We start from the raw sequence: 13,793 nt of genomic DNA on the forward strand, positions 1-13,793 counted from the left end.
TCTGGTATATTTTCCTTACAAAATTTAGAAATCAAGATTTTTTTTAGGGAAAAAGTCGGATTGGGAAGTAGGAGGAAAAGAGAGGAAATTTCAAAATGTTTTTTTGTTTTTATTAATTTTTTGTAATTTATGTTACAAATGTTAAATTTTGTAGGACTTATTTCTCTTTTTTGGTGTGCAATAAAAGGATCGGCTGCGATTGAAAAATCACTAAAAACAAGAAAGACATCCTTTTGAGTGCATGGTTTCCTTCCTTTTTAAAAAATAATGTTCCCAGCTTCATTAGACACTATTCGTTAAGGAATATATAAAACCAATTATGTTTAAATTACAATATATTCCTTTAATAACCATCATAATAAATGGCGAATAGCGTCTTTCTTTTTTGGGATTATAAAAAACGTGACCATACGTTGAGAAAGGGAGGTCGCAAAATGGATATATTTAAACTAGGGAGGACAATTATGGGAATATTAAGTGATAATCCACAAAATGAACCGATGCACTACGGTGAAGTTTTTGGTGTTTGGAGTTATCTATCTGGTACAAAAGGCTATTTAGCTGGGTACCAAACATTAATCAACCATGCTGGTGATACTGACCTTAAAAAGTTTCTTGAGGATATTATCCAAACGATGAAGCAAGAAATAGAACAAATAGAAGATTTGTTAAAAGCCAATGGTATTGGTCTACCACCTTCCCCACCTGAAAGACCATCAGCGTCATTAGAAAGTATTCCAGTTGGGGCAAGATTTAGTGATCCTGAAATTGCTGCGTCTGTAGCTAAAGATATTGCGGCTGGACTAGTTGCATGTAGTCAAGTTATGGGGCAGTCGATAAGAGAAGACATTGGCATGATGTTTGGACAATTCCATATCACAAAAGCACAATATGGAGTAAGATTATTACGGATAAATAAAGAAAAAGGGTGGTTAATTCCTCCACCTCTTCACGTACAAATTCCTGAACCTGCACACGTATAGAAAGTTTTCATTTAGCCTCCTTAATTTAGGGGGCTTTTCCCTTTATTTCCCTAATCTCTAATAATTTCGCGTTCGTTTAAAGGTCGAACCGGGCGATGGTTATCAGGGAAGATTTGCTGGAATGCCTGAATTTGTTCTTTTGACATTTCAATTGGCTGCTTAAAAATGACCCATTTTACTTCTTCCGTACAAGGAGGCGTCGTTAAGGAACCGTTATAATGGAAAGACGTTTTGTCTTGAGGCAGTAAAGCTTGTAAATCTACCGATTCTTTTATGGATATTTCTTTTTCTGTTTCTTTCTTAGGCAATACATCCCAAACAGATGCCAGCTTTTCATTTTCTTTTCCTTCTTGAATCATCACTCCAAGGACGGCAAGCTTTCCATTTGCGTCTTTATGTACGAGGTGCAGTTCCATATCATAATTATTTCCATTATATTGATGTTCACTCGGAGTATGGAAATGAAATTGAACGAGTTTGTACTCATTACCTTCAACGACAATGATGTTGCTATCTGTTTTGGCATTACCCTGAACTGTATGACCGTTGTTTACGAGTGAAAAAGGTGTCGGCTTATACTGAATATGAATACTTTCTAATTTTTTATCTGCTTTCACATGGGAGAACTCAATATTAATTGGTGATTGTTCGCTTCCATTGACACATGTTGAGTTTGCCGGATCTAATTCTCCCCAGTGTTCAGGTCCTGTTTCCCCTTTATAGGACCAATGAACAGTGTGTGTACTTTTAACCTCTTTTGCTTCGCTTTGATTCGTACCAGTTGTTTCCGCAGTTTTTTCCGAACAAGCTCCTAATGACAAACTTAAAGATACAGCTAAAAATGGATATATCAGTATTTTCTTCATCATTGATATCTTTCTCCTTTTTCCTGTTTTTTCATAATTCTTCTTAAAATTATACGAACCAAGCAAATTATTTAAAGCTACTAAAGAAGCATCCGAATAAGATCGGAAACACGAACAATGGGTCTAGCGGCACGGTAACAAGAAATTATTTCCATTTTTTGTTCATTAAACACAAGAAAGGACTTTCATACAGAACAATATCAGGCATTCATGGTACGGCACGGATGATCTTTAAGAGAGCGATGAAATTTGATTAGCATGTCCAAATGAGGGGGGCTGTCCATAAAGTCAGATACCCTGACTTTTTGGACAGCCCCACCCGTTTGAAAAAAGAACATCGTTGCTATTTGAACAAAACACCCCAAAACTTAATTAATGGGAATAGATACTTTGCTTAACTGATGACCTTTAGAATCATAAGCCACTAAGAAATATTTAGTTTGTTCGAATTTTAACCCATAAAAGCGAACAAAAGACACATCACCTAAATTATTGGAAGTAAAAGCTGATGAATATGGCTTCAGTATACCATCCTTAGATTGGATTTTAAAATAAACATTCTCGCTCTTACTTTGTGACAAATCATAATATACAGTTGTTGAAATAGGTGTTGTCACTACCTTTTTAATGGTTACATTTTCTCCATTATTTAACGTGATTGTTTTATTTATTTCAAACACTTTTTTCTCTTCTAATAATTTTGCTTGTGATACTTTTACATTAAACGTCCAAGGTTGTTCAATTTTTGTATCAAAATTCCAGGTGTCATAGCTAATTTCAATTTGAACGTTTTCTGTTTTTATGGGGTGTTCCAAATCAATATCATTATAAATCATGAACATTTTATTATTTAATTCAACAGACTGTCCTCCTGTTGTGACCGTATAAACCTTACCGTTGATTTTTACTTTTGGTGTAATATACGTCTGGTAGTCAAAGTCTACATGCTCTGCTGGCTCGAATGTGGCACTTAAAAATAATTGTCGGTCGTCCATCACGACTTCATTTAATGTTAATTTTCCAAGTTCATTTTCAGCCGTTTCTCCAATAGCCGTTTTATATGTCGAATAATCGAGATTTTCATTTGAATTTATATATTTTTCAATGACTCCACCTACAAACGGCATGCTTGCGATAGTTCCTTTATCAATTGTTAGAGATAAGCTAAGAATACAAACAGCAACAGAAGCAATCCCTACTCCTAGCCATTTTTTCTTCGGTTTCCTTGAATAAATTTCCTTTTTTACCTTTTTTAAAATTCTTTTTTGTTCATGTTTTGACAGTGGCACTTCTTCAAATTCACTTAAATCTAATTTGACATCATTTAGGTCTTTAAAAATAGACATATTATTATCCCTCATCTCTTAATAAGATGTTTTTTAACTTTTTTCTACCTCTAGACAGCTTATTATGCACCCAAGACTCCTTCGATTTAAAATAAGCCGCAATTTCTCTAGAGGGTACGCCCTCGATATAATATTTATTAAAAATAGTCCGTTCGACATCAGAAAGTTCATTTAACAAGATTTCCATATCGAACATGTATGTCTCTGAAACAGATTGACCAGATAACCTTTCATCCAATTCAAATTTACTTATATGTTGCTTTTCTTTTTCGGACTTTCGTACATAATCAATTGCTCTGTACTTAGCAATAGCTGCAATCCACTGCTTAAATTCATTTTTTGTAGGGTCAAATGAATCAATATGAAACCAAACCGAAACTAATACATCTGCCAAACATTCCTCTACGTCTAATTCATTTCCTTGAAGATATTTTCGAATAATTGCATTGAGTAGACCACCATATGTTTTAAGTACATAAGAAATGCTTTCTTCATTTTTTAACTTTAATTGCTGAACAACATTTTCTTCTGTTACACGCACCTTCAGTCCTCCTTATTTGATTTTCCGTATCCGTTTAATAATACGTTGGTTATTATTAAATCCTATCAAATTTTAAAAATACAGTATGCCCTTAGAATAAACTAAGAATGATTTGTGGAAAGAGAGGTGCAATAGTCCACAAATTTCCCTAAAGTCATTTCATAATTTTTGATATTCGTTTTAGTCGTGTTCTTGAAGCGTCTGTCATCCAAAAAGTCTTGATAAGCGAATTTTAACAACAAAAAACCACTCCCTAAATTTTCATAGGAAGTGGTTATTGCTAAAGTGGTTATTGCTATTGATATAAATTATTTACATGACTACTTCTCAAAATGGGGAGAAATAGCCGTAGCTATTTCTCCAATGAAAGGCTCAAAAGCCTTACATCATGCCGCCCATTCCGCCCATGTCAGGCATTGCTGGGCCTTTGTTTTCTTCCGGTTTGTCAGCAACAACTGCTTCTGTTGTTAAGAACATAGCCGCAACAGATGCAGCGTTTTGAAGAGCAGAACGAGTTACTTTTGTTGGGTCAACGATACCGGCTTCGATCATGTCTACCCATTCGCCAGTAGCAGCATTGAAGCCTGTTCCGACTTTTTCGCCTTTTAAGCGTTCAACGATCACAGAGCCTTCAAGGCCTGCGTTTTGAGCGATTTGACGTACTGGCTCTTCCATTGCGCGTAATACAATGTTCACACCAGTAGCTTCGTCTCCTTCAGATTGGATAGAAGCAACTTTATTGTATACGTTAAGAAGTGCAGTACCACCACCCGCTACAATACCTTCTTCAACAGCAGCACGAGTAGCGTTTAATGCGTCTTCGATGCGAAGTTTGCGCTCTTTTAGCTCAGTTTCTGTAGCAGCGCCAACTTTGATTACAGCTACACCGCCAGCTAGTTTAGCTAAGCGCTCTTGTAATTTTTCGCGGTCAAATTCAGAAGTAGTTTCTTCTAATTGAACGCGGATTTGGTTAACACGAGCAGCGATTTGTGCAGAATCGCCGGCACCTTCTACGATTGTCGTATTTTCTTTTGTTACAACAACTTTAGAAGCGCGTCCTAATGAATTGATTGTTGCAGATTTAAGGTCGCGGCCAAGCTCTTCAGTGATCACTTCACCGCCAGTTAAGATTGCGATGTCTTCAAGCATAGCTTTACGGCGGTCACCGAAGCCAGGAGCTTTAACAGCTACTGCATTGAAAGTTCCGCGAAGTTTGTTCACTACTAATGTAGCAAGTGCTTCACCTTCAACATCTTCAGCCACAATCAACAATGGTTTGCCTTGTTGAACAACTTGCTCAAGTACAGGAAGAATTTCTTGAATGCTGGAGATTTTTTTGTCAGTGATTAAGATATATGGATTTTCAAGAACTGCTTCCATTTTGTCAGAATCAGTTACCATGTAAGGGGATGCATATCCACGGTCGAATTGCATACCTTCTACAACATCTAATTCAGTTGTGAAGCCTTTCGATTCTTCGATTGTGATAACGCCGTCTTTGCCAACGCGCTCCATTGCTTCAGCGATTAATTGGCCAACTTCTTCATCAGCAGCAGAAATGGAAGCAACTTGTGCGATAGATTCTTTTCCTTCGATTGGTTTAGAAATAGCTTTTAATTCTTCAACAGCTTTCGCAACCGCTTTTTCGATACCTTTGCGGATTCCCATTGGGTTCGCACCGGCTGTAACGTTTTTAAGCCCTTCACGGATCATCGCTTGAGCAAGAACAGTAGCAGTAGTTGTACCGTCACCGGCTACATCATTCGTTTTGCTTGCTACTTCTGCAACAAGCTTAGCACCCATGTTTTCAAAAGGATCTTCTAATTCGATTTCTTTCGCGATAGTAACACCGTCATTTGTAATTAACGGAGAACCGAATTTTTTCTCAAGAACCACGTTGCGTCCTTTTGGTCCAAGAGTTACTTTTACTGCATTTGCAAGAGCATCTACACCGCGAAGCATCGCACGGCGTGCATCTTCACTGAATTTAATCTCTTTTGCCATTATTTAAAAACCTCCCCTAATTTTTATCATATCGTTATGACGTTCTAGCTGAGTAGTTTGGTCTTGCCTCTAAAAGTTTAGAACGGTTAAATTTTCTTACTCTACTACAGCAAGGATGTCGTTTTCGCGCAAAATTAAATATTCCTTACCATCATACTTTACTTCTGTACCAGCGTATTTTGAGAAGATAATGCGATCGCCTACAGAAACCTCAAGAGCTACACGCTCGCCGCTGTCAAGAACGCGTCCGGTTCCGACAGCTACTACTTTGCCTTCTTGAGGCTTTTCTTTTGCTGTGTCCGGTAAAACAATACCGCTTGCAGTTTTTTCTTCGGATTCGACAAGCTCAATTACAATGCGATCACCTAATGGCTTTAACAAGTGAAACAACCTCCTCAAATTTAAATATATTATGGTCATTATTAGCACTCGCACCCGTTGAGTGCTAACACAATTATTATATTAATTAAATCGAATCTCTTTTGCAAGCCTAAAGAAAAAAATTTTTGAAATTATATCCCGATTTTCTTCATTGATTTTTGCTGCATATGAAATTATGCTTCAATGATTCTAAATTATTCCTTTAATTACGTAGAATTTGAAACAGCCCGCCGTCAATAGTAGAATGGTACAGAGTCCATTAGTTTTCTAACAAAAGGAGTTAATTACTATTGAAAAAAGAATATTGGTTTATATTAATAACGTATATTGCCATGCAGCTGTCCAGTCTGATTGGGATTCCGCTTATCACTTTATTGGGAGCTTTCTTGGGCAAAAGTATCAGAGAAATGCAAGTGCTCGCTGTCCCTTATTGGCTGGTTTTCAGTTTTACTGTTACATTCATTATTGTTTTTTTACTATTAAGAAAAGAGATCAAAGCAGGTTCAAATAAAAGGAATGCAGCCTCCGCAATTTCATCAATCTATTGGTCTGTGGGTGGCGTCTTCATGGCCCTTTTTTCCCAATACATTGCAGCCAATATTGAAAGATTAATCGGAATTGAAATGGGTTCGGAAAATACTCAGCAAATTATTAGCATAATTGAGTCTTTTCCCTTTGTTATTTTAGTAAGTTCAGTTATTGGTCCGATTTTAGAGGAAATTGTTTTTCGCAAAATTATTTTTGGAGCGCTTAATAAGAGGCTGAACTTCTTTCTATCCGCACTGATCAGTTCTTTAATATTCGCTCTGGCCCATTCTGAACCTGAGCATATCATTTTATATTCTGCAATGGGCTTTACATTTGCTTTTCTTTATGTTAAAACCAAACGGATTATCGTTCCCATCATAGCCCATGTAGCAATGAATACATTCGTCGTATTAGTTCAATCCGTATACAGGGAAGATATAGAAAGAATTCTGCGCGAAGCGGAAAAAATACAAAGTTTTATTGGAGGATTTTAGATGAGGCAGTCTCCCTTGATTTCAGGCATCTTTTATATTATGCTGGGCACTTTGTTCACCTTTTTTGCCATCCAAAATGTGAATGAAACCGGCTGGGGATTTTTTACTTACTTGCTTGTGCTATTAGCAACATTTGATATTGGATCAGGAATCAGAATGATTACTTTTCATTTTAAGATTAAAAATGCAAACAAATTATAAAATCGCAGCCAGACAATGGCACAACTACGAGGCTGTTTCTTAAGGGTCTGACCTCATGTGCATTTATCAATATATAGCACATTTATCCAACATTTTGGGGTCAAACCCTTAGGCTTTTGATACAGCCTTACCTTGCATCGGCTTTATTATAAGAACAATTTCTTAGTTAATCTTCTTCTGGCGGATAGTGCTTTAAGAAATAAACTAATGACTGTAATTCGACTGCTAAATCGATATGATGGACACGGACCGATGACGGAACATTTAATCTTGCCGGTGTAAAGTTTAAAATTCCTTTTACATTCGCATTAACTAGGCGGTCTGTAACCGATTGTGCTTCCGGTACAGGAACGGTTAAGATGGCAACCTGTATATCCGTTTCGATCATTTTTTTTTCAAGATCATCCATATGATAGACAGGTACTTGCCCTATCATTTTTCCAACTTTGTTTTGATCAATGTCAAATGCGATTTCAATTTTCGTGTTATTATTTTTAAGAATATTATAATTTAAGAATGCGGTCCCTAAATTCCCGACTCCGACTAAAGCAACCATTGTCAGCTCATCCTGATCAAGCGCTTTGCGAAAAAAAGACAGCAGATAGTTCACATTATAGCCGTAACCTTTTTTTCCTAAAGCACCAAAATAAGAAAAATCCCTGCGGATTGTTGCTGAATCCACTTTTACTGCTTCACTCAGTTCAGCAGATGAAACCTTTTGTTTTCCGGAAGAATGAAGGTTTTTCAAAAAGCGATAATATAAAGGCAGCCTTTTGGCCGTTGCTTGAGGAATTTTTACCATTTCATTTGACATCTTTCGTTCACCGCCTTTTTGTTTATTTACGTCCTTTCTCTCTAAAATAATCTCCGTTTTTTCCGCCTGTTTTTTCAATCAAATACGTTTCCCCAATGACCATGCTTTTGTCGACAGCTTTACACATATCGTAAATCGTTAGAGCACAGACGGAAGCAGCCGTTAAGGCTTCCATCTCTACTCCTGTACTCCCCTTTGTCTTAACCGAAGCTATAATATTTAGAGTATAGTTTTCTTGATCATTCTCCCAGAAAAATGAGATATCTACTCCTGTAAGAGGAATAGGATGGCACATCGGAATGATTTCCCATGTTTTTTTTGCTGCCATAATTGCAGCAACTTGAGCAACTGACAGAACATCCCCTTTTTTCATTTTGTTATTTGTAATTTTTTCATATATTTCTCTATTTACTGTAATACTCGAATGTGCTAATGCAGTTCGCACCGTTTCCGGCTTACTGCTTACATCTACCATTTTCGCTCTGCCTTCTTCGTTAAAATGAGTAAACTCAGCCATAAAAAACACCTCACAACAAATCATACACTATTTTGACATTTCTGTGTGATAACTTTGTAACATTGTTCACAAAATCACATGTTGCCGACAGAATATGAATAAGATACACTAGTTTTATAGTAACCTGAGGTGAGAACAGATGATTTTATTACAAGTTAATCAATTAACGAAATACTATGGTGCTGATCTTATTTTATCGAATATAAAGCTTGAAGTTCAAAACCATGACAGAATTGCCCTTGTCGGAAGAAACGGTGCGGGGAAGTCTACTCTTTTAAAAATCATTGCCGGGCACCTGTCGTACGATTCAGGCGAGATAATAAAACCAAAAGACGTTTCAATCGGATATTTAGCACAAAATACCGGTCTTGAATCCGAATTGTCCATTTGGGATGAAATGATGACTGTTTTTGAACCGCTTCAAAAAATGGAAAAAGAGCTGCGAAAATTAGAAGAAAATATGGCGGATCCGGCGGTGTTTGAAAATGCATCTGCCTACGAACGTATTCTCAAAGAGTACGATCTTTTACAAGTTCAGTTTAAAGAGCAAGGCGGTTATCAATATGAAGCGGATATCCGTTCTGTCCTTCACGGGCTAAATTTTCATGACTACGATTATTCCACTAAGATTTCAAGTCTGAGCGGAGGCCAGAAAACAAGACTTGCTCTCGGAAAGCTGCTCTTAACAAAGCCGGATATTTTAATCTTGGACGAGCCGACTAACCACCTTGATATTGAAACATTAACGTGGCTTGAGCAATATTTGCAGAACTATGATGGAGCGGTGTTGATCGTTTCCCATGACCGTTACTTTTTAGATAAGGTCGTAACACAAGTTTATGAAATTTCCCGCCACCAAATCCAAAAATATCATGGCAATTACAGTTCATACCTTCAGCAAAAAGCGGAAAACTTTGAACGCGAAATGAAGCAGTACGAAAAACAACAGGAAGAAATAGCGAAATTACAGGAATTTATTGCGCGAAATCTGGCCCGGGCATCAACAACAAAACGTGCGCAAAGCCGGCGTAAACAACTTGAAAAAATGGAGATCATGGACCGGCCTCTCGGCGATGAAAAATCTGCTTCTTTTTTCTTTGACATTGAACGGCAAAGCGGAAATGACGTCCTCAAAGTACATGAGCTAGCCGTAGGATACAAAGGGAATAAGGTATCAGAAAACATCTCGTTCCGGATAACCCGCGGGGAAAGCATCGCTTTAGTCGGTCCAAACGGAATCGGCAAATCTACTTTATTAAAATCGATCGTCAAAAAGCTTGCAGCTCTTTCAGGAGAAGTTCATTATGGCTCAAATGTAACGATTGGGTACTATGACCAGGAGCAAGCTGAGCTGACATCAAATAAGCGCGTTTTAAATGAATTATGGGATGAGTATCCGTTAAAAACTGAAAAAGAGATCCGTACAGTGCTCGGGAATTTCTTATTTTCCGGGGACGATGTACTAAAGCCCGTTTCTTCCTTGAGCGGAGGAGAAAAAGCAAGGCTCGCACTGGCAAAATTAATGATGCAAAAAGCAAACTTTCTTGTTCTTGATGAGCCGACTAACCATCTGGACTTGGACAGTAAAGAAATTCTTGAGAATGCTTTAATTGACTATCCGGGAACCATTCTATTTGTATCCCATGACAGGTATTTCATTAACCGGATTGCAACGAAAGTTCTGGAGCTCAGTTCAAATGGAGCCGTTGAGTACTTAGGCGATTATGATTATTTTTTAGAAAAGAAACAGGAAAAAGAAGAAATTCGTGCGCTTGAACAACAGGAAACAGGCACGGCCGATCCTATAAAAAAAGAAAAAAACACGTATCAGCAAGACAAAGAAGCCAAAAAGCTTGAAAGACAGCGCAAAAGGCGGATCGAGGAGATTGAAGCCATGATAGAGTCGCTGGAAGAACAAATAGCAAAAAATGACCAGCTTCTTTGTGAACCTGAAATTTACGAAGACCATGAAAAAGTAATGGAAATCAATTTACAAAATGAAAAAGCGAAGTCAGAGCTTGAAGCCCTATTGGAGAAATGGGCAGAGCTGGCCGAATAGAAAAATAGTGCCGCGGTCATCCCGACTGCAAGGGTCTGATTCCTTTGTCTTATGTTATATTTGAGGGGTTTGACCCTTTTTTATTTTTTGGTTTTATGTTTCTCAAAAATTCCGAAAAAGTTGTTCTCAAATCTTATCCACAAAACGATTACTTATTTTAAAAGTTTTTTTCAATTTTTCCACAATGTCCACAATTTTTGATTGTTTTATCCACAAAATTAACAATTTTTTAAAATTATCCACAAAAAAACTCCCTGTTTAAAAGGAGTTTTCCTTGTTAGTTGTGGATTGTTATGTCTAAGCCCGGACTTGCATTTAAAGCCAAATCTGCCCGTTTTCCTTTTTCAAACAACACGCTTCCTGCCGCAGCGATCATGGCTGCATTATCCGTGCAAAGAGAAAGCGGAGGTATAATTAGTTCGATACCCGGCAATTTCTTAAATGCTTCCTCTAAAGCAGCCCTTAAGCCCTTGTTTGCGGCTACTCCGCCTGCCAATAGCACTTGTTTTACATCATATACTTGTGCTGCTTTTACTGTTTTGGTTACAAGAACATCAATCACGCTTGCCTGAAAACTGGCTGCCAAATCTTCCGGGGCAATCGTTTCACCGCGCTGTTCCGCGTTGTGAACCGTGTTGATAACAGCTGATTTCAGTCCGCTGAAACTGAAATCATATGAGTCTTCTTCAAGCCAGGCTCTCGGCAGTTCGATTTTAGGCTCTCCTTGATGTGCAAGCCGATCGATATGCGGCCCTCCTGGATAAGGCAAGTTTAATGTTCTTGCGACTTTATCATATGCCTCGCCGGCAGCATCATCTCTCGTTTCCCCGATTACTTCAAAATGCCCGTGTTCTTTCATATAAACAAGTTCTGTATGGCCGCCCGATACAACAAGGGACAAAAGCGGGAACTTCATTTCAGCTACAAACCGATTAGCATAAATATGGCCGGCAATATGGTGCACCCCAACAAGCGGAATCGAATGGGCAAAAGAAATAGCTTTTGCAGCATTTACTCCAATCAAAAGTGCTCCAACCAAGCCGGGCCCTTCCGTAACAGCAATCGCATCCAGATCTCTGTATGAAATACCTGCTTGTTTCATCGCTTCTTCTAATACGATGGTTATTTGTTCGACATGGTGGCGGGAAGCTATTTCAGGAACCACTCCGCCAAATCTCTTATGGCTGTCAATTTGCGATGCGACTACATTAGCCGCAATCTCCCGGCCATTTTTAATTATTGCCACCGCTGTTTCATCACAGCTCGTTTCGATTCCCATAATCCATTGATGTTTATTCATCTAATTTCACCCACATTACTAATGCATCTTCCTGGTTATCTGTATAATAATTTTTTCGTATTGCTCCATTTTGAAAACCAAGCTTTCGGTATAATGATTGCGCAACATAATTCGTTACCCTTACTTCAAGCGTCATAGTCTTTGCCCCAAGCTCCCTCGCAAGCTCCATTACCTTTCGCAATAAAGCTTCTCCAAGCTTTTTCCCTCTATATTCCGGAAGGACAGCAATATTAGTAATGTGAGCCTCATCAACAACAACCCACACTCCGCAATAGCCGACGACTTTTTCATAATCTTCGACCACGATATAAACAGCAAACTGATTTTTCCTCAGCTCATTATAAAAAGCTTCCCTGCTCCAAGGGAGACTAAAAGATGCATGTTCAATCTCCAATACCTGGTCAATATCTTTTTCTTCCATAAATCGAAAAGTTATAGAATCATTCATACAATTTTCTTCCTATCCAATTACCCGTTATTCGTTTTCTTCGATTCAAGCCATTTCGCCTCGGCTTCAGCCAGCCTGATATAATTCGGTACAAAAGAATGAATATCTTCCCCAGGCTGATCCTTTCCTATCAAAGCCAATTCGGAAGGCCGCGGATTATGTTCCGTTATTTCCGCAAATACAGCCTTTTCTTCAAGATTTGCTTTAATTGAATCCAGATGGAGAGGCAGATCATTCCCTGCAAAGAGAATCGGTTTATCAAGTTCCCTTAATTGATTTACCCAATCATCAGTTAAGATGATCCCGTCTTTTTTAACGGTAACCAGCTTCCCATTCTGATATTGGTACAACCCGGTATAGATTTGTCCTCTTCTCGCATCAAAAAGTGGAGATACATACCCATTAAAATATCTGCCTGCACCTGAAGCAATCACCGCCAGGCTTGAAACTCCAACAAGCGGAATATTTAATGTCCATGCAAGGGTTTTGGCAATCGTCACTCCGATTCGAACTCCCGTATAAGACCCTGGACCTTTTGCAACAACAACTTTTGTCAAGTCTGCGGGAGTAATATCACATTCCTTTAGTAAAGCTTCAATTGCCGGCATTACTCTAATCGAATGGTTTTTCTTAACATTCGTAATATATTCGCCCGTTACTTTCTCTTCATTGATTATGGCAATCCCTAAAGGATAATTAGATGTATCAATAGCTAATACATTCATGAAAAAATCTCCTTACACAATTCCTCGTAACGCTTCCCTTTTGGCTGTAAAACAATACGCCTTTTTTCATCATCTTTCCTGTAAATCGAAATCGTTAATATTTCAGATGGAAGCTGCTCTTCGATAAGATGAGCCCACTCAACAACGGTTATTCCATCTCCATCAAAATACTCATCAAAGCCTAAGTCTTCATAAGCGTCTTCGACCCGGTATACATCCATATGATAAAGAGGCAGCCTTCCGTTGTATTCTTTAATAATCGTGAATGTTGGGCTATTTACATTTTTCTTAATACCCAGCCCTTCTGCCAGCCCTTTTGTAAAAGTTGTTTTTCCGGCTCCTAAGTCTCCTTCAAGAGCAAGAACATCACCTGGTTTTAAAAACTTTGAAAGCCGCTTGGAAAACTCCAGCGTTTCACTTGGTCCTCCGGAGAGGTATTCATATTGCTTCATTGGGCAATCACCTTTGCTACCTTTTCTCAAATTGTTTACATGATTGTTTAAAACTATTAATTTTTATATAAAAAAACCTTAGGAATCAACCTAAGGAGCTCACTCTATATGTAGTTTACATGATTTTATGGAGA

Annotated in this window: 15 protein-coding genes; 4 read left to right on the forward strand and 11 right to left on the reverse strand. The window is 38.1% G+C overall.

Annotated elements, in window-relative coordinates; translation table 11 throughout:
- The first annotated feature begins 434 nt into the window (after positions 1 to 434).
- Positions 435 to 983 carry a DUF3231 family protein gene (locus PB1_RS05400; RefSeq protein ID WP_003351242.1) on the forward strand — a complete coding sequence of 183 codons (549 nt, stop codon included), beginning with the start codon at positions 435 to 437 and terminating at the stop codon, positions 981 to 983.
- 50 nt (positions 984 to 1,033) lie between these two features.
- Here the strand turns inward: PB1_RS05400 and PB1_RS05405 are convergent, their stop codons facing one another.
- The 5 genes from PB1_RS05405 to groES form a co-directional block, all read right to left on the reverse strand.
- Positions 1,034 to 1,852, reverse strand: coding sequence for a carbonic anhydrase (locus PB1_RS05405; protein WP_003351243.1), 819 nt, complete (start codon positions 1,850 to 1,852; stop codon positions 1,034 to 1,036).
- A 365-nt stretch (positions 1,853 to 2,217) separates the two neighbouring features.
- Positions 2,218 to 3,195: a DUF4179 domain-containing protein gene (locus tag PB1_RS05410; RefSeq protein ID WP_003351245.1), complete on the reverse strand. Its 978-nt coding sequence runs from the start codon at positions 3,193 to 3,195 to the stop codon at positions 2,218 to 2,220.
- A 4-nt stretch (positions 3,196 to 3,199) separates the two neighbouring features.
- On the reverse strand, positions 3,200 to 3,736 hold the full coding sequence (locus PB1_RS05415; protein WP_003351246.1) for a sigma-70 family RNA polymerase sigma factor: 537 nt from the start codon (positions 3,734 to 3,736) through the stop codon (positions 3,200 to 3,202).
- Positions 3,737 to 4,117: 381 nt separating this feature from the next.
- A complete protein-coding gene (gene groL, locus PB1_RS05420) occupies positions 4,118 to 5,740 on the reverse strand; it encodes a chaperonin GroEL (protein ID WP_003351247.1) in 1,623 nt (540 codons plus the stop codon).
- 96 nt (positions 5,741 to 5,836) lie between these two features.
- A complete protein-coding gene (groES, locus tag PB1_RS05425) occupies positions 5,837 to 6,121 on the reverse strand; it encodes a co-chaperone GroES (protein WP_003351248.1) in 285 nt (94 codons plus the stop codon).
- A 290-nt stretch (positions 6,122 to 6,411) separates the two neighbouring features.
- Between groES and PB1_RS05430 the strand changes: the two genes are divergently transcribed.
- Positions 6,412 to 7,143, forward strand: coding sequence for a CPBP family intramembrane glutamic endopeptidase (locus PB1_RS05430; RefSeq protein WP_003351249.1), 732 nt, complete (start codon positions 6,412 to 6,414; stop codon positions 7,141 to 7,143).
- On the forward strand, positions 7,144 to 7,344 hold the full coding sequence (locus tag PB1_RS05435) for a YdiK family protein (RefSeq protein ID WP_003351250.1): 201 nt from the start codon (positions 7,144 to 7,146) through the stop codon (positions 7,342 to 7,344).
- 166 nt (positions 7,345 to 7,510) lie between these two features.
- On the opposite strand, the gene PB1_RS05440 is transcribed toward PB1_RS05435, so the two are convergent.
- Together PB1_RS05440 and moaC are read right to left on the reverse strand one after the other, a co-directional pair.
- The gene (locus PB1_RS05440) at positions 7,511 to 8,158 is read right to left on the reverse strand and encodes a redox-sensing transcriptional repressor Rex (RefSeq protein ID WP_003351251.1); all 648 of its coding nucleotides are present in this window, start codon (positions 8,156 to 8,158) and stop codon (positions 7,511 to 7,513) included.
- Between the two features lie 22 nt (positions 8,159 to 8,180).
- Complete coding sequence (gene moaC / locus PB1_RS05445; RefSeq protein ID WP_003351252.1) at positions 8,181 to 8,675, reverse strand: cyclic pyranopterin monophosphate synthase MoaC; 495 nt, start codon at positions 8,673 to 8,675, stop codon at positions 8,181 to 8,183.
- A 139-nt stretch (positions 8,676 to 8,814) separates the two neighbouring features.
- Between moaC and PB1_RS05450 the strand changes: the two genes are divergently transcribed.
- Complete coding sequence (locus PB1_RS05450; protein WP_003351253.1) at positions 8,815 to 10,734, forward strand: ABC-F family ATP-binding cassette domain-containing protein; 1,920 nt, start codon at positions 8,815 to 8,817, stop codon at positions 10,732 to 10,734.
- A gap of 277 nt (positions 10,735 to 11,011) precedes the next feature.
- On the opposite strand, the gene tsaD is transcribed toward PB1_RS05450, so the two are convergent.
- From tsaD to tsaE, 4 genes are read right to left on the reverse strand one after another with little or no spacing between them, the layout of a single operon-like run.
- Entirely contained in the window at positions 11,012 to 12,034 is a 1,023-nt protein-coding gene (tsaD, locus tag PB1_RS05455) for a tRNA (adenosine(37)-N6)-threonylcarbamoyltransferase complex transferase subunit TsaD (RefSeq protein WP_003351255.1), read from the reverse strand.
- Positions 12,027 to 12,482 (reverse strand): ribosomal protein S18-alanine N-acetyltransferase, encoded by a 456-nt coding sequence (rimI, locus tag PB1_RS05460; RefSeq protein WP_003351257.1) that lies wholly within the window; start codon positions 12,480 to 12,482, stop codon positions 12,027 to 12,029. Before rimI ends, tsaD begins: the two co-directional genes overlap by 8 nt.
- Positions 12,483 to 12,502: 20 nt before the next feature.
- On the reverse strand, positions 12,503 to 13,207 hold the full coding sequence (tsaB, locus tag PB1_RS05465; RefSeq protein WP_003351258.1) for a tRNA (adenosine(37)-N6)-threonylcarbamoyltransferase complex dimerization subunit type 1 TsaB: 705 nt from the start codon (positions 13,205 to 13,207) through the stop codon (positions 12,503 to 12,505).
- Positions 13,204 to 13,659: a tRNA (adenosine(37)-N6)-threonylcarbamoyltransferase complex ATPase subunit type 1 TsaE gene (gene tsaE / locus PB1_RS05470; RefSeq protein ID WP_003351259.1), complete on the reverse strand. Its 456-nt coding sequence runs from the start codon at positions 13,657 to 13,659 to the stop codon at positions 13,204 to 13,206. Before tsaE ends, tsaB begins: the two co-directional genes overlap by 4 nt.
- Between the last annotated feature and the right edge of the window lie 134 nt (positions 13,660 to 13,793).

The organism is Bacillus methanolicus PB1 (genome assembly GCF_000262755.1).
Lineage (GTDB): Bacteria > Bacillota > Bacilli > Bacillales > Cytobacillaceae > Bacillus_Z > Bacillus_Z methanolicus.